The organism is Burkholderia sp. Ac-20365 (assembly GCF_017104715.1).
Classification (GTDB): domain Bacteria; phylum Pseudomonadota; class Gammaproteobacteria; order Burkholderiales; family Burkholderiaceae; genus Paraburkholderia.
In genome coordinates this window covers 260,727-277,552 of sequence record NZ_JAAGPI010000003.1, presented here as the reverse complement: position 1 = coordinate 277,552, position 16,826 = coordinate 260,727, and the positions used below count along the sequence as shown (strand labels likewise).

Genomic DNA, 16,826 nt, shown 5'->3' with positions numbered 1-16,826 from the left:
ATGGCAGCAGCACAAACGCTTGCGCAAAAGCTGATTGCGGCGGCCTGCGGGCGGCCTGAAGTCGAAGTCGGGGAAATCGTCACGTGTAACGTCGATCTCGCGATGTTTCATGACTCGAGCGGCCCGCGCCGCTTGCAGCCGATGCTCGAACAACTCGGCGCATCGCTGTGGGACAAATCGAAGATTGCGCTCGTGATCGACCACTATGTGCCGGAGGCCGACGACGAATCGCGCCGGATCGTGCGCATCGCGCGTCAATGGGCGAGCGCGCAGCAGTTGCCGAACGTCTACGACAGTGTCGGCATTTGCCACGTCGTACTGCCCGAACGTGGGCACCTGCGACCGGGCATGTTCTGCGTGGGCGGCGACTCGCACTCGCCGACAGGCGGCGCGTTCGGCACCTACATGTTCGGCATCGGCAGTACGGAGATGCTTGGCGTCGCGGTATCCGGGCAGATCTGGGTCAAGGTGCCGGAGACCTTGCAGATGAACTGGCGTCATCGTCTTGCATATGGCGTGACGGCGAAAGACATGATGCTGCATATGATTGGCCGCTTCGGCATGAATGGCGGCCGCTATCAGGCCATCGAATTTTGCGGCGAGGCCGTGAGCGCGCTGTCGATGCAGGAACGCATGACGCTGTCGAACATGAGCGCGGAACTGGGGTCGCAGGTCGGCCTGATTGCGCCGGATTCGACTACGGTCGACTATCTTCGCGCCGTGGGCGTGCAAGATGAAATCGATGCAGCGCGCTGGCAAAGCGATCCGCAAGCTCGTGTCGAGGTGCATGACTTCGACGCCGCTCAACTTGCGCCACAAGTGGCCGCGCCGCACAGTCCGGCGAATACGCGTGACGTCAGCGCGTTCGGCGATGTCGCGGTGCAGGTCGCCTATATCGGCGCGTGCACGGGCGCGAAACTCGAAGACCTGCGCGCGGCAGCCAGCATCTTGCGCGGCCGCCGGGTAGCCGACGGCGTGCAACTCGTCGTCGCACCGGCCAGTATCCGTGACCAGTCGCAAGCAGCAAGCGAAGGTGTGATGGATGTGCTGGAAGCAGCTGGCGCGCAGGTGCTCGCGACGACGTGCGGCGCGTGTGCCGGTTATGGCGGCTCGATTCCCGAAGGCAGCACGGTTGTGTCGAGCACCGCGCGCAACTTCAAAGGCCGCATGGGCGCCGAGACCGCGCAGGTCTATCTGGGTTCACCCTATACGGTTGCGGCGTCGGCGTTACGTGGACGCATCACCGATCCTCGCGAGGTGCTCGCATGACGGCGTGCCACATGGCGTCCGCTGATACGCATCGCGTCTGGCGGGTCGGCGCGGATATCAATACCGATTCGCTCGCGCCCGGCGCGTATATGAAGTTCGGCATCGACGAAATCGCTCGCCATTGTCTGCAAAACGAGCGCCCCGACTTTGCGCCGGGAGTCCAACCGGGCGACGTGCTCGTGGCCGGGCCGAACTTCGGCATCGGCTCATCGCGCGAACAGGCGGCGGCTGCGCTGGTACGTCTGGGCGTGCAGGCAGTCATCGCGCCGGCATTCAATGGGCTGTACTTTCGCAACGCATTCAACGTCGGCCTGTTGCTGCTGACATGCGCCGACGCCGAAACGATCGAAGAGGGCGAGCGCATTGCAATCGACCCCCACGGCGGCGGCATCCGCTTAGCCGACGGGCGCGAACTTTCGTGCGATCCCGTCCCTGCATTTCTGCTCGACATGGTCGACGCAGGCGGTCTGCTCAACCTGCTCAAGCAGCGCTACCCCACATCCAACGGAGTCATCTCATGCTAGACCCGGTCACGCTGGCGGTCCTCAAGGGCCGGCTGGAACAGATCGCCGATGAAATGGACGCGACGCTGTACCGCAGCGCGTTCAATCCGATCATCGCGGAAGCACACGACGCCTGCCACGGTATCTACGACGCCGTGTCGGGTGCGACGCTGGTGCAGGGCAAGTCGGGTCTGCCCGTGTTCGTCGGCGCGATGGCGTTCGCGGTGAAGGCGGCCATCCGCGCGGCAAGCGAGCGTGGCGGCATGGTCGACGGCGACGTGGCTCTTCAACGATCCGTATGAAGGCGGCACGCACGCGAACGACTTCAAGCTGGTGCGTCCCGTGTTTCGCGACGGCAAGCTGTTCTGCTTTCTCGCGTCGGCGGCGCACTGGCACGACGTCGGCGGCGCGGTGCCGGGCAATTACAACCCCGCCGCCACGGAGTGCTGGCAGGAAGCCGTGCAGATTCCGCCTGTGCGGATCGTGCGTCGCGGCGAACTCGATGCCGACGTGCTCGCCATTCTCAAGGCGAACACGCGCTTGCCCGATAGCCTGTGGGGCGACCTGAACGGCCAGCTTGCCGCGCTCGAACTCGGCGCGCACCGCCTGAACGATCTGCTCGGCGACTACGGTGACAACGTGGTGCTCGAATCGCTCGCGCTGTTGCGCGAACGGGCCGTCAAGCTGATGCGCTCGCACGTGGCAGCGCTGCCCGATGGCGACTACACATTCGACGATATGCTGGACAACGACGGCGTGCGCGACGAGCCGCTGAAGATCGCCTTGTGCATGCGCGTGGCAGGCGACACGCTGACACTCGATTTCACCGGCACGTCGCCCGCTTGCGCCGGGCCTGTGAACATTTCGCGCGCCACGGCGATCGCCGCCTGCTATGTCGCGCTCAAGCATCTGTTCCCCGACGTGCCCGCGAATGCGGGCGTGCTCGATGCCGTGTCGTTCGTGTTGCCGGACGGGCTCGTGATTTCCGCCGACCGGCCGCGTCCCGTTGGCGGCTACACGGAAACCATCCTGCGCATGATCGACGTGATTTTTTGCGCAATGGCTCAGGCCGCGCCGGAACTCGCGATGGCACAGGCTTACGGCACGATCAACGCGCTGTCGATAGCCGGTCACCGCAGCGGCGGCGCACGCAAAGGCCAGCGCTGGGTGATGTTCAGTTTCTTCGGCGGCGGTCACGGCGGACATTCGCAAGGCGACGGCCTGAGCCACGGCAACGCGCCGATTTCGACGGCGACGATCCCGCCGTTGGAAATTCTCGAAGCTGCCTATCCCGTGCGCTTCACGCAATGGGCGTTGCGTCCTGACTCGGGCGGCGACGGCACCTATCGTGGCGGGCTGGGTGCGATCTATGAAATCGAACTGCTCGAAGACGAAGCGGAAGCGTTCATTTTCGGCGAGCGCGGACGCTCCGCGCCGCAAGGCATCGCGGGCGGCGCGGCGTCGGTCCGCAACGTGTTCCGCTATCAGCAGGAGGGCAAATGGCACACGCCGCCGATGGCGTCGAAGATGCTCGGCATCCGCCTGAAGCGCGGTGAACGCGTGCGGCTGGAAACGCCCGGCGGGGGCGGCTACGGCGTGCCGTCGGAACGATCGGATGCGGCGCGCGAGCACGACCGCGCGATGGGTTATGTCACGGTGGGTCTGAAGGAGCAACAAGCATGAAGGATGTGGCACACGGTTCTCTCGTCGTCGGCGTCGACGTGGGTGGCACGTTCACCGACCTGTTCGTCCTCGACGAAGCCGCTGGCACCGCGCGGGTGGTCAAGGTGCCGTCGACACGCGGCGAGGAAGCACGCGGTTTCATGAACGGTATCGAGCGCATCGGTGGCGAACGCGAAGGACAGGGCGGCGCGCGTGCGATCGCGACGGTCGTGCATGGCACGACGGTGGGCACCAATGCGTTGCTCGAACGAAAGGTGGCCCGCACCGGCATCATCACGACGGAAGGCTTTCGCGACGTGCTCGAAATGCGCCGCCGCGACCGGCCGCGTACATGGGGCTTGCGTGGCACGTTCGAGCCCGTCGTGCCGCGTAATCTGCGACTCGAAGTGAGCGAGCGCGTGCTGGCCGACGGCACGTTGCATACACCCGTCGATATTGCCCAGGTCAAGGCCGCCGCGCGCGCGTTGCTCGAACAGGGCTGCGAGGCTGTGTGCGTGTTCTTCGTCAATGCCTATGCCAACTCCGTCAATGAAGCGCAAGCGGTAGCAGCCGTGCGCGCGATCTGGCCCAATGCGCACGTCACGGCAGCAACCGAAGTGTTGCCTGAAATCCGCGAGTTCGAACGATGCTCGACGGCCACGTTGAACGCGTCGCTGCAGCCCGTCGTGGGCAGCTATCTGACGCGTCTCGAGAGCGATCTGAAAGCGCATGGATTCGGCGGTGAGTTGCTCGTGGTGCAGAGCAACGGCGGGATCATGTCGCGCCAGACCGCGTGCGATGTGCCCGTGCGCACGGCGTTGTCCGGTCCGGCCGCGGGTGTGATTGCGTGCGCCGCGATCGGACGTGCAGCGGGCTTTCCGAATCTGGTGACGGGCGACATGGGCGGCACGTCGTTCGATGTGTCGCTGGTTGCGAGCGGCGAAGCGTCGTTGTCCGCGCAGACCTCGATTGATTTCGGCATGGTAGTGCGTGCGCCGATGATCCAGATCGAGACGATTGGCGCGGGCGGCGGCTCGATTGCATCGGTCGATGCGGGTGGCCTGCTGCAGGTCGGCCCCGAGTCGGCGGGCAGCGTGCCGGGCCCCGCGTGCTACGGACGCGGCAACATGCGTCCGACCGTCACCGATGCCAATGTGCTGCTCGGCCGGATCGCGGCGGATCGTCCGCTGGGCGGCGGGCTGCTGTCGCGGATGGACGCTGGCAAGTCGCGCGAGGCGATCGACATGCACGTCGCCGCGCCGCTCGGACTCGATGCATATGCCGCAGCCGAAGCGATCCTGACAGTGGCAAACGCGAAGATGGCGGGTGCGATCCGTCTGGTGTCGATCGAGCGGGGCCATGACCCGCGTGAGTTCGCCTACATGCCGTTCGGCGGCGGCGGCGCGCTCCACGTGTGCGCGATGATGCGCGAGGTCGGCACCACGACGGGCATCGTGCCACGTTTTCCGGGCGTGACCTCGGCGATCGGCTGCGTGATCGCCGACATGCGCCACGACGCCGTGCAGACGCTGAACAAGGGGCTGGCCGAACTCGATGTCGACGATCTGCGCGCCCGCGTCGCGGCCATGGCCGACGCGTGCCAGCAGCGGCTCGATTCGGTGGGCGTCGCCTTCGAAGCGGTACGTGAGAGCGTCGAGCTGGACATGCTGTACGTCGGCCAGAGCCATACGGTTCGCGTCGAAGTGCAACGCGACGCGCTCGATCGTGTGGCGATCGGCGCTGCGTTCGAAGCCGCGTACCGCACGGCGTTCGGGCGCGCGCTCGACGGCATTGCCGTGCGCATCATGAACCTGCGCTATGCGCGCATCGGGGTGCGGCCCAAGTTCGATCTGGCCGTGCTGGCACCGAAGGCCACGACGATGCCGGCCTCGCCCGGCACGCAGGCAGTGTTCCATGACGGCCGGTGGTGGGACGCCGTGCGCCATGCACGCCTCGACTTGCCGGTGGGCGCAACGGTGGACGGTCCGGCGATCCTCGAACAGGCCGACACAACGATCTGGCTCGAACCGGGTTTCAGCGGTCGGGTCGACACATTGGGCAACCTGCTGATCACACGCCGCACGACCTGAGGGCTACGCATGATGACTTCCGGCACGCAACTCGATCCACGACAGACAGCGCTCATCATCGTCGATCTGCAAAACGATTTTGTGAGCGAAGGCGGCGCCTATGATCGCGGCGGCGCGGCGTCGGACGCGGCGCGCGCGTTGCCGCTGCGCGTGGCGCCTGTCGCTCGCGTGCTCAAGCAGCGAGGTGGCTTTGTCGCGGCGAGTCAGTTCACGTTATGGCCCGACGCCCAGGGTGAGCCCATGATCTCGCCGCATCTCAGGCAACTGCGCCCATTCCTGCGGCGAGGTGACTTCGTCGCCGGGTCGAACGGTCACGCGACCGTTGCCGCACTCCACGATCTGGTCGATGTGTCGGTGTGGAAGGTTGCCTATTCCGCGTTCTTCAACACGCAGCTCGACTGGGTGTTGCGTCGCGCGGGCATCGAGACCGTGGCGATCTGCGGCATCGTGACCAACGGCGGCGTGGCCAGCACCGCGCGTGATGCGCATATGCGCGACTATCGCGTGCTCGTGCTGGCCGACGGCTGTGCGGCGTCGATGCAAGCGGCGCACGATGCGGCGCTTGCCGATCTTTGCACGGTCGGCGAGGTGACGACCTGTGAGGCTTTCCAGGCCCGTCTTGGCGCGTAACTAAAAATGAGGCGGGTTCGTCGCTATGGATAGCGGCGGCGTCACCCGACCGGAAAAGGAGCAGAGACAATGGCGACACAATCAAACGGACTGGCAACCATCCTTCAGCAAGGTTCGGTCCTTGCACCTGGCGTCTTCGATGCGTTGACAGCGTTGATCGCCGCACAGGCTGGCTTCAAGGCGCTGTATCTGTCTGGCGCATCGATCGCTTACACGCGGCTTGGCCGCTCGGATGTAGGCCTGACGACCTCGACCGAAGTCGAAGATACGCTTGCGCGGATTACCGAGCGTGTCGATGTTCCATTGATCGTCGATGCCGATACCGGCTTTGGTAACGCGTTGAACGTCAAGCGCACGGTGCGTGGTTTCGAGCGCGCGGGTGCGGCCATGATCCAGCTTGAAGATCAGACGTTCCCGAAACGCTGCGGGCATCTGGACGGGAAGTCGCTGATCCCGGCCGCGGAGATGTGCGGCAAGTTACGCGCTGCTGTCGATGCGAGATCGAACCGCGACACGATGATCCTGGCGCGCACCGATGCAGTGGCCGTCGAGGGACTGGACGCGGCGCTCGATCGCGCCGAGCACTATCTGGAAGCCGGTGCCGATGCGTTGTTCATCGAGGCGCTGCGCTCGGTCGAGCAGATGAAAGCCGCCTGCGATCGCTTTGCAGGACGTGTTCCGTTGCTCGCGAATATGGTCGAGGGAGGCAAGACGCCCGTGCAGAGCGCGCAGGCGCTGACGCAACTGGGATTCCGCATCGTTATTTTCCCCGGAGGCACGGCGCGCGCGCTCGCGCACACGTTGCAGGGTTACTACGCCAGTCTGCGCGAGCACGGAACGACTTTTCCGTGGAAAGATCGCATGCTCGATTTCGACGGAATCAACGAGGTGATAGGGACGCGGGCGTTGATGGCGGAATCGGATTTGTACAGCTAATGGTGTTTGTCGGCTGCGCGGGGGGGCAGTTGCTGGCCTGGTTGCCGGAAGTGCGTCGACGTACGTTATGTCTGATGCAGTCCGCGCGGCACTGCCGTGTGCGCGGCTACCTGGCGCTCGGCGTGCGTCCTCACGTCAACCTGTTCGGTGTGCGCTATACCTGCGCGGTCCTTGCCAGCAGCGCCCCGCTGATTGGCCAGTCACTTTAAGTCTACATCAACGCTGACGATCTGCGCTGCGTGCGTGCTTTCCTCGCCGATGGCAGTGAGCTCGGCTTCCTTGACGCACAGGGTACCTGTCGTGTGATGCCGCACAACCAGGCGTTACGCAGGGAAATCCTGAAGGCGAGAAGCAGCCGGGGCCGAGGATATTTGCCAGCTGAAAATTCCATTGACGCCTACGTCCAGACCGAGGTCGAAGCAGCAAGCAGGTCACGCAGGGCGACCTCCGATGCAGCGCGGACACTTCGCCTCCTCGCAAGCGCGCCAACGACCAAAACACCGACAGGCCCGCTGGGGCCAGAGGCAGTTCCAGCAACGCCGTTACCGGAAGGAGCGGAGGTGACTGGCGCGCTTGCCGATCCAGCACCCGTTGAATCGGTTCGTCCGCGCAAGCATGGAATCGGGACAGGGCAGGTCTTCTAACAGGCAATTCTGATGAGTGGTACTCATAGGGAGAAAGCCATGTCGCTTCAGGTCTCGCGTCCGGTCGATCCATCGGTACACCCGCTCGTCACCGGCAACTACCGGATTGCCACACCGGCCATCGAATCATTCTACGAACTCGTCCTGAGCTGCCTTCGCTACCGTGTGACGGGCACACTCATTTACGGCGCTCCGAGAATCGGCAAGACGCGTTCGATAGAATACGTGCGCCTTCTGCTTGCCAAAGAACATCCGAAAGTGACGAGTTATCACGCCCAGTGCGAGCACAAGCCGAGGCACGCGGAAGGTCCGTTCTTTTCAAACCTGCTCGAAGCGGTCGGCGATCATGAACCGAATGCGGGCACCAACCCCGCGAAACGTATGCGGCTGTCGCTCCGCGCCGCGAAGCGGCTGCGCGGGCTGGCAGCGGGACGGTTCTGCTCTTTTGCGATGAAGCCCAACGCTATAACGAAAACGAATACGAGTGGCCGAGGGGATCGATCGTAACTGCACGCAGGCGAGAAGCTCACAGACTTCATGCACGCGTGAAGTCTGTCCCGCGGAACGACAGCGGGCGCCAAAGGATGTTTAATGCTCAAGGCGTCATGGTAGTGAGAAGGGTCTTCTTCCCGTTCTTATAACGGTATAGTGTGAGCCTCGGGCTCTTCACATCGCCTTTATCGTCGAATTGAATGTCGCCAATCAAGCCCTGATAGTCAGTCGAACGAGCGGCTGCCAGCACTTTTGCACGGTCAGTGCTACCACTGCGTTTCATGGCATCGACGATGACCATGACTGAGTCATAGGCGTACGGCGCATAGATCTGGACAGAAGTTCCAAACCGCTTCTCATACTCTTTTTCGAATGTCGGACCCGTCTTCATTCGGGACAGCGGGAGCCCGGCGATACTGCAAACCAGATTGTCGACGGCTTGGCCGGCCAGCGACGCGACTTCATCTGAGCAGGTGCCATCGCCGCCGAGCACCTTCGCCTTGAGTCCGAGTTGTGCTGCCTGTTTGATAAATGGTCCGGCCGTCGCATCCATGCCACCATAGAAGATGACATCAGGAGATTGCCCCTTTATTTTGGTAATGAGCCCCTTGAAGTCGATGGCCTTATCGTTGGTCGCTTCTCGAGCGACGACTTGTGCACCGCCGCCCTTGATTGCTTCAGAAAACTGATCGGCGAGTCCCTGACCGTATGCTGTGCTGTCGTCGACGATAGCAATTTTCTTCGCCTTCAGGGTTTGCAAAGCGTAGTGCGCGAGCACGGGCGACTGTTGTGCATCTGTCGCAACAAGTCTATATGTTGTGTTGAAGCCTTGCTGCGTGAACTGCGGATTGGTTGAATCCGGTGAAATTTGCAGAACCTGGGCGTCGTGGTAGATGCGCGACGCGGCAATTGAAACGCCGGAATTCAGGTGCCCGACAACCGCCACCACACCATCGTCGACCAGGCGTTGTGCAACCTGGGTCCCTTGGCGAGGATCGGCCTGGTCATCCATGGTGACAAGTTCCAGCTTTATCTTTTGCCCGCCGATGACAAGACCTTGGCGGTTAACGTCTTCCACTGCCAACCGGGCTCCGTTCTCATTTTCCTTTCCGAGGTTCGCAATTGCCCCGGTGGTCGGCGCTGCGCTGCCGATTTTCACGATCTTGACGTCATCAACCGCATACGACATGCAGCACACGAACGACAGCGCCACTACCGCGAATCCTGTTTTGATATGACTGGTCATTCTCCCGCTCCCAATAGCAATCAACCTGTTGAAGCTCTCCCGCAAACCACGTCGCGGAGAGCGAAACAAAGGCTATGGGTGCAAAAAGACGATGACAATTGACTCTTTCGGATGCTCGTATTACGCGGGGGTAATGTGACCAAAATGAAAGCGCTGCATTCACGTGGTGCTTGTGTCGTCGTGTGAGGCGCTAGCTGCTGCTTCCTCGCGCATGCACTGCGCCAGCAGAAGTGGCGCGGGGCTAGTCAGGTCCGCTCTGCGATATAGCACCACTTCGCCGAGTTGTGTGAGAGCCGGAAAGTTGATCAACGATATGCGGCCTCTCGCTGCATACTCGGTTGCATAGGACAACGGCAATAACCCGATGAAAGGCGCACGCGCCATCAGCTCAATATTCAGAGTGATGCTACTGGACTCAACGACCGCGTCACGGATGTCGAGGCCTTCTTCTTCCATCAACTGGGCGAGCGCTATGTGAGACGGGCTTCCTTGCTGCGGCACCAGCCAGGTAAATGCCGTGAGGTCCTTCACGGTGACGAGTCGCTCTCTGGACAGCGCATGAGCGGGACCTGCTACGAAGACGATGGGCTCACTGTACAGGGACTCCGTCAACAGGTCAGGGTCGTCCTTCGCTCTGGCTCGCGCAAGTACAAGGTCAGCCTCGCCTGTGCGTAGCATTTCGAGGAGTTTGTCTAACGGAGCCTCGATGAATCGGACAGAGGCTGCTGGCGCGCGAGTGAGAAAGCTTACCATCGACTGTGAAATAAAAGAGGGGGGTACAGCAGTTACCGACCCGAGATTCACATGGCCCGCGGTGCCTGTGACCAGCGATGCGACGTCGCGCTGGGCGAGTCCGACCTGCCGGAGAATCTCGCGACCGCGCCGTGCGAGGACGATACCCACGTCCGTCAGAAGTACGGCCTTGCCGACGCGCTCAGTTACGGCAGCGCCCAGCGCCTGTTCGATCTCGCCTATCTGTTTCGACACGGCAGGTTGCGTGACATTGAAGGCCGCCGCCACCTTTGTGACCTGCTTGAGATCTGCCAGTGCGACTAGCAGTCGTAGATGCGACAACCGGAGGCCGCTCGAAAAAAATCGCTCTATGGGAGTCAACATCGTCTTGTGTCTCGGTCATATTACCTAGGGGTAATGTAGTGACTTGAAAAGTGATTTGTCAACGATATTCCTGGTCGCCTATTCTTGCCGGACTAGAGCACAGGTGCGTAGGATTTAACCTGTGGAGCCCTGTCAATCCTGTGCCCGAATGGGAAGAGACGAATTGCAAAAAGGTTATGTGCTTGACGCTTACCGCACAGGAACCGGAAAGATTCAACGGGAAAGAAATGAACTTTGATAGCGACACAATCAGCAAAGATAACTCGGCCCAACTTTTTGAGCGCGCCCGAGCTGTGATGCCTTCGGGTTACACCCGGAACATGCTCGTCACGAAACCTCATCCTTTTTATGCTGTCAGCGCAGACGGGCCATATATAAGGGATGCAGACGGTCGGACGCGTATCGACTGGGTCAACAACTTCGCCTCGCTGATTCACGGTCATAACAAGCGCGAAGTTGTCGAGATGATCTCTCAGCAGGCCGCGCGCCTGTTATCTGCCACGATGCCCGCCGAATGGGAAGTGCGCCTCGCAGAACTGCTAGTCGAGCGAATTCCTTCAGTCGAGCAGGTTCGGTTCATGAACTCTGGGACAGAAGCGAATCTCATCGCGATCAAGGCAGCGCGTGCGTTCTCTGGCAGATCGAAAGTGGCAAAGCTCGAAGGCGGCTACCACGGTCAATATGATCTGCTAGAGGCCAGCTATATGCCGTCAGCCAATAAATGGGGTGATCGCGAACACCCGGCAGTGCTTGCACACAACGCCGGCACGCCCAACTCATTACTCGATGAACTTGTGTTGTTCCCGCTGAATGACATTGCGACCATGCGGGAAATCCTGGCACGCAATGCGTCTGAGGTCGGCACGGTAATTATCGATCCGAGCGGCCTGTCGTTGGGAGCGGGCGTGTACGCAGAACGCGAGTTCCTCGTCGCGCTGCGCGAAACGACTGAAAAACTCGGTATGGTTCTGATTTTCGACGAAGTGTGGTCGCTGCGTACCGGCTATGGCGGCACACAGGGCATCATTGACGTCACACCGGATCTCACGACGATGGGAAAAATGATCGGAGGTGGATTACCCGTCGGAGCGGTCGGCGGTAAGCGTGAAGTGATGTCCGTTTTCTCGGTCGACGAAGGCGAGCCTAAAGTAAAGCATTCCGGCACATTCACAGGCAACCCGATGTCAATGGCGGCCGGATTCGTGGCGATGTCGCTCATGACGCCGGGCGCGTTCGACATGCTGGCGGCCCAAGGTCAGCGGCTGGCCGATGGGTTGAGGCGCGCTCTCGCCGATACCAGAACCCAGGGGCATGTTGTCAATCGAGGTTCGATGACCAACGTGCTATTTACGGAAAGCATTCCCGTCGATTATCGCGACCTCTATACCCAGCAGACACCGGAGGTATCGGCGCTATCCGCGATCATGCCGAAGCTGATGGCGGCGGAAGGGCTGCATGTTCTTCGCAACATGTTCGTCGGCTCGACGGCCATATCGGATGACGATGTGGACCAGACCATTTCGGCGGTGACGCGCGGGCTGACGGCCGCGCGGAAAGCCTGATCCGAGCTGTCAGATGAGACGATATTCAGCTAACGTCGGAATGCTGTGGTCGCACTTGCCGCTTCTCGAACGCATTGAAGCTGCCGCGCGCGCGGGCTTTCGTGCGGTAGAAATGCACTTTCCCTACACCGTCGCGCCAGGCCAGGTTCGCGGCGCGATTCAAGAGTTCAATCTAACGCTGCTAGGGATCAACTCTTCGCCCGGAGATCCTGCCAACGGAGAACTCGGCCTCGCGGCGATTCCGGGTCGCGAAGACGAATTTGCTGAAAGCCTGCATATGGGGTTGAACTACTGTCAGGCGGCCGGTGCGCAAGCCTTGCATATCATGGCGGGTAACACGTCGGGATATTGGCGTAATGCATGCCTCGAAGCGTTCAAATCCAATATCGCATTGGCCGCCGATCTCGCGAGTGCTAGTAACGTCAGGTTACTGTTCGAACCATTGAACCGCGCCCTTCATCCGGCATATTTCTATCATGAGGTCGATGAACTGGCGCAGCTACTGGACGATGTCGGGCATCCCTCTTTGAAGATCCAGTTCGATACGTATCACGTCGGCATGCATCACCGCAGAGTTCGAGACGTGCTGAAAAGAAACTGGTCAAGGATCGGTCATATCCAGATTGCGGCCGTACCGGATCGAGGTGAGCCGCGTGCCGGTGACGTGGATATCGTGGAGGTGCTCCACGAAGCTGAACTGCGCGGCTATGAGGGCTGGATTGGATGCGAGTACAAGCCTCGCGGAAATGTGGAGGAAGGGCTGGCGTGGCGAAAGATGGCGAGGTACTCCGAAACAGTCTAGAGCACGAACTATCGAAACACCGAACGAGTTGACATGACGAATTTCGATAAGCAGACGTATTCGACAGCACTATCTGAAGCGCTAGACGAAGCAGCGAAGAGATACGCAAGCGCAAATCCAAAAAGCGCGGCGCAATATGCGAAGGCTACGGCAGCCATGCCAGGCGGTAACACGCGCTCAGTGCTCTATTACTCGCCATTCCCGCTCGCCATGGCACGTGGCCAGGCAGCAAGGCTCTGGGATGCAGATGAACATGAGTATCGCGACTTCATCGCAGAGTTCAGTGCGGGCATTTATGGTCATTCGAATCCGGTGATTCGTCGCGCGATCGATGTGGCCCTTGATGGCGGAATCAATCTCAGCGGCCACAATCTCATCGAGACAGAGCTGGCAGCAGCTGTTTGTGAGCGCTTCCCGACAGTCGAACGCGTGCGATTCACCAATTCGGGAACGGAAGCGAATCTCTTGTTGTTGGCTGCAGCGAAGGCCTACACGAAAAGGTCGAAGATTGTCGTGTTTAACGGCGGATATCACGGCGGCGTGCTCTCCTTCGGTTCTGGTCAGAACCCGGTCAACGTCCCCCATGAATTCCTGCTCGCGAATTACAACGACATTACCAGCGTCGAGGCGTTGTTCAAAAAGCACGGCAGCAACATCGCCACGATTCTTGTCGAGCCAATGCAAGGTGCGTCGGGCTGTATCGTTGGGCAGCCGGAATTTCTTGGCGCATTGCGGGACGTGTGCACGCGATTCGGCGCGTTGCTGGCGTTCGACGAAGTGATGACTTCACGGCTGGCACCGGGCGGAATGCAGGAGTGGCTCGGCATCGCGGCCGACCTGACATCCCTCGGGAAATACATCGGTGGAGGAATGTCGTTCGGCGCCTTCGGCGGGCGTGAGGACATCATGGCGCAGTTCGATCCACGCCAGCACGGCGCGTTGGCACACGCAGGCACTTTCAACAACAACGTACTGACAATGTCGGCAGGCGTCGCTGGACTTCGCGAGTTGTACACGCCGGAGGCCGCGGTGGAACTCAACAAACGGGGTGACCGGTTTCGCGATGCCTTGAATCAGCAATTCGGCGCGTCTGGGATAGCAATGCGATTCTTCGGACTTGGTTCATTGATGAACCTTCAGCCCACTGACCATGCAATCTGTTCCGTCGATGATCTTGCGGGCCTGGAGCACAGGATCAAAGACCTGTTCTTCTTCCACCTGATCGAGAACGGCGTGTACATAGCGCGACGCGGGTACATGACACTGAGCCTTCCTTTAACAGAGGAAGACATGACGCATTTCATCTCGACCAACGCCGGTTTCATTGAGCGTTACCGGACACTTTTGCCGGCTAGCCAATAAGCTCTCCACGACAGAGTCCGCTCCTCAATCGCCGAGCAATTCGCCCGAGACTTCCTTCAGGCATTCCGCAAAGAGGTGCGCAGCAGGTGCCGTCACGTCTGCCCGCCAATATGCGACTACTTCCCCCAACGGCTCGAGCGGTGCCAGCGGCAGCACGCGCATGGTGCCGCGCAATGTGTGCTGCCGTGCAACCGATAGTGGGAGTATTGAAACGAACTCGCCGCCTTGTAGCAGCGTGAGATTCAACGCGAGCGAACTCGATTCGACGCTGCCTGGCGCGGGCGCGACCCCATGCTCGCTCAATGCTTCGATCAACGTGGCGTAAGCAGGCGACCCATGAAGTGGCGTGATCCACCGGCATGCGTCGAGATCATGCCAGTCGATTTCGCGCTCCGGCGCGCCCAGCGGATGCGATGTACCGGTGATGAAGACAAAGGGCTCGCGATATAGCGTTTCCTGCGCCAGTGGGGTTTGCGTGCTCGTTATCCGGTTGCGGCCGAGCGCGATGTCGAGGTCGCCGTCGTCGAGCAGCTTGATGAGTCTGTCGAGGGTGCCTTCGACAAACGATAGCGACGCGCTGGGCGCGCGCCGCAGAAACAGTTGCACAGCGTTGGCAGTCAACGGTTCGGGAATCGTCGCAACCGCGCCAAGCCGTACATGGCCGCCCGTGCCTGACGCTAGGGCGCTTACATCGCGACGAGCGAGGTCGATGTGACGCAGTACCTCGCGTCCACACGCAACGATCACTTGACCAATCACCGTGAGTTCAACCGAATTGCCGGTGCGGTTGACGACCTGCACGCCCAGCGCACTTTCGATTTCGGAAATCTGCTTCGAGATCGCGGGTTGCGTGACATGAAAAGCACTTGCGACGCGCGTGACCTGCCCAAGGTCGGCAAGGCTCACGAGAATGCGCAGCTGCGACAGCTTCAGGCCGCTGCGAAAGAAGCGTTCGATCGAGTCACTGGTGGCAGACATTCGCGTTTTCCCTGATCCAGCATAACCAAAAGGTTATGCGCGACACCGAAAGAGTGATTTGCGACTGGCCGGCAAGCCCAGCTACGCTTACGTCTATGCCGAAATATCCGTCATCGCATCGGCAGCAAGCATAACAAAACGACACGACTGGAGACGACATCATGAGCATGACTTCATACGGCAAGTCCCCGGGCCATGTGGCGCCCGATAGCCTGGGCGGGAGGCGCGAAGGTGCCGAGGACGCGAACGAGGCAAATCCGGCGCTCTACCGCAAGCTCACGCGCCGCATTCTGCCGTTCCTGTTTCTCGCGTTCGTCGTCGCGTACATCGACCGTGTGAACGTCAGCTTCGCGAAGTTGCAGATGCTCGCCGACCTGCATCTCTCCGAAACCGTCTACGGGATCGGCGCGGGCATCTTCTTTCTCGGGTACTTCATCTTCGAGGTGCCCAGTAACCTGATCCTCGACAGTGTCGGCGCGCGCCGATGGATTGCGCGGATCATGGTCACGTGGGCCATCGTGTCGTGTGCAACGATGTTTGCACAGGACGCGACCTCGTTTTACGTGCTGCGTTTCCTGCTTGGCGTCGCCGAAGCGGGTTTCTTCCCCGGGATCGTGCTGTATCTGTCTAACTGGTTCCCGTCCGCCCGGCGCTCGCAGATCATCGCGCTCTTCATGACGGCCATTCCTGTGTCGGGCGCGATTGGCGGTCCGCTGTCGGGCTGGGTGATGTCCCACTTTGCCGGTGTTTATGGCGTAGAAGGCTGGAAGTGGCTGTTCGTCGTCGAAGGTCTCGGTTCGCTCGTGGTCGGTATCGCAGCGTTCTTCCTTCTGTATGACCGCATCGACTCCGTCAAATGGCTCAGCGCCGAAGAGAAGGCATGCCTTGCCGCGGATCTGCGCCGCGATGCCGCGACGCGTGTCGAACACTCGGTGCGCGGCGCATTCGCCAGCGGCCGGGTCTGGCTGCTCGGGCTCACGTATTTCTGTATCGCGATGGGCAATTACGGCCTCGCATTCTGGGTGCCAACGATCATCAAGGCGAGCGGGGTCGCGAGCATTGCGAACATCGGCTGGCTGTCGGCGGTCCCTTCGCTCATCAGCGCGGTTGCGATGGTGCTCATTGCGCGGCACGCGGACCGTCGCGGGGAGCGTCGTCGCCATGTTGCCGTGTGCTGCACGATCGGCGCACTTGGGCTGCTGGCATCTGTGCTGTGCGCATCGAACGTCGGACTGTCGCTCGTCGCGCTGGTGGTCGCGGCAATCGGCATCAACTCGATCGCGCCGGTGTTCTGGGGCATTCCGACTGCAATGATGGGCGGCGCGGGTGCGGCCGCCGCGATCGCGGTCATCAACTGCACGGGCAATCTCGCGGGATTCGTGAGCCCGTTTGTGGTGGGCTGGCTTTCCGATCTGAGCGGCGGCAAGTTGTTGCCAGGCATGATCGCGATTGCCATCGCGCTGGTTATCGGCGCGCTGCTGGTGCTGACGATGCCCGCGCGTCAGTCCAAACCTCTGTCGTAATGGATCTTCCG

General features: G+C 61.2%; 12 protein-coding genes and 2 pseudogenes. 11 read left to right on the top strand and 3 right to left on the bottom strand.

Going from position 1 to position 16,826, the window contains the following annotated elements; genetic code table 11:
- The 7 genes and pseudogenes from G3O01_RS07725 to G3O01_RS07695 all read left to right on the top strand — a co-directional run.
- A complete protein-coding gene (locus G3O01_RS07725; RefSeq protein ID WP_205803927.1) occupies nucleotides 1-1,269 on the top strand; it encodes a 3-isopropylmalate dehydratase large subunit in 1,269 nt (422 codons plus the stop codon).
- A complete protein-coding gene (locus G3O01_RS07720; protein WP_205803926.1) occupies nucleotides 1,266-1,793 on the top strand; it encodes a 3-isopropylmalate dehydratase in 528 nt (175 codons plus the stop codon). The genes G3O01_RS07725 and G3O01_RS07720 overlap by 4 nt, the downstream gene beginning before the upstream one ends.
- Nucleotides 1,787-3,455, top strand: a pseudogene (locus G3O01_RS07715) (hydantoinase B/oxoprolinase family protein). Before G3O01_RS07720 ends, G3O01_RS07715 begins: the two are co-directional and overlap by 7 nt.
- The gene (locus G3O01_RS07710; RefSeq protein WP_205803925.1) at nucleotides 3,452-5,524 is read left to right on the top strand and encodes a hydantoinase/oxoprolinase family protein; all 2,073 of its coding nucleotides are present in this window, start codon (nucleotides 3,452-3,454) and stop codon (nucleotides 5,522-5,524) included. Before G3O01_RS07715 ends, G3O01_RS07710 begins: the two are co-directional and overlap by 4 nt.
- A gap of 12 nt (nucleotides 5,525-5,536) precedes the next feature.
- Nucleotides 5,537-6,154: an isochorismatase family cysteine hydrolase gene (locus tag G3O01_RS07705; RefSeq protein ID WP_205804099.1), complete on the top strand. Its 618-nt coding sequence runs from the start codon at nucleotides 5,537-5,539 to the stop codon at nucleotides 6,152-6,154.
- 69 nt (nucleotides 6,155-6,223) lie between these two features.
- Nucleotides 6,224-7,090: an isocitrate lyase/phosphoenolpyruvate mutase family protein gene (locus G3O01_RS07700; protein ID WP_205803924.1), complete on the top strand. Its 867-nt coding sequence runs from the start codon at nucleotides 6,224-6,226 to the stop codon at nucleotides 7,088-7,090.
- 683 nt (nucleotides 7,091-7,773) lie between these two features.
- Nucleotides 7,774-8,222 (top strand): annotated as a pseudogene (locus G3O01_RS07695) (AAA family ATPase); the annotation flags it as partial.
- Between the two features lie 107 nt (nucleotides 8,223-8,329).
- Here G3O01_RS07695 and G3O01_RS07690 read toward each other — a convergent pair.
- On the bottom strand, nucleotides 8,330-9,415 hold the full coding sequence (locus G3O01_RS07690; protein ID WP_241023797.1) for a branched-chain amino acid ABC transporter substrate-binding protein: 1,086 nt from the start codon (nucleotides 9,413-9,415) through the stop codon (nucleotides 8,330-8,332).
- 216 nt (nucleotides 9,416-9,631) lie between these two features.
- Entirely contained in the window at nucleotides 9,632-10,588 is a 957-nt protein-coding gene (locus G3O01_RS07685) for a LysR family transcriptional regulator (protein WP_205803922.1), read from the bottom strand.
- Between the two features lie 182 nt (nucleotides 10,589-10,770).
- Between G3O01_RS07685 and G3O01_RS07680 the strand changes: the two genes are divergently transcribed.
- The 3 genes from G3O01_RS07680 to G3O01_RS07670 are packed head-to-tail and all read left to right on the top strand — an operon-like array spanning nucleotide 10,771 to nucleotide 14,314.
- The gene (locus tag G3O01_RS07680; RefSeq protein ID WP_241023765.1) at nucleotides 10,771-12,150 is read left to right on the top strand and encodes an aminotransferase class III-fold pyridoxal phosphate-dependent enzyme; all 1,380 of its coding nucleotides are present in this window, start codon (nucleotides 10,771-10,773) and stop codon (nucleotides 12,148-12,150) included.
- Between the two features lie 13 nt (nucleotides 12,151-12,163).
- On the top strand, nucleotides 12,164-12,952 hold the full coding sequence (locus tag G3O01_RS07675; protein WP_205803921.1) for a TIM barrel protein: 789 nt from the start codon (nucleotides 12,164-12,166) through the stop codon (nucleotides 12,950-12,952).
- A gap of 33 nt (nucleotides 12,953-12,985) precedes the next feature.
- Entirely contained in the window at nucleotides 12,986-14,314 is a 1,329-nt protein-coding gene (locus G3O01_RS07670; RefSeq protein ID WP_205803920.1) for an aminotransferase class III-fold pyridoxal phosphate-dependent enzyme, read from the top strand.
- Between the two features lie 24 nt (nucleotides 14,315-14,338).
- On the opposite strand, the gene G3O01_RS07665 is transcribed toward G3O01_RS07670, so the two are convergent.
- Nucleotides 14,339-15,292, bottom strand: coding sequence for a LysR family transcriptional regulator (locus G3O01_RS07665; protein WP_205803919.1), 954 nt, complete (start codon nucleotides 15,290-15,292; stop codon nucleotides 14,339-14,341).
- Nucleotides 15,293-15,453: 161 nt separating this feature from the next.
- Here G3O01_RS07665 and G3O01_RS07660 point away from each other — a divergent pair, with 161 nt between their 5' ends.
- On the top strand, nucleotides 15,454-16,815 hold the full coding sequence (locus tag G3O01_RS07660; protein ID WP_241023764.1) for an MFS transporter: 1,362 nt from the start codon (nucleotides 15,454-15,456) through the stop codon (nucleotides 16,813-16,815).
- Nucleotides 16,816-16,826 lie beyond the last annotated feature (11 nt).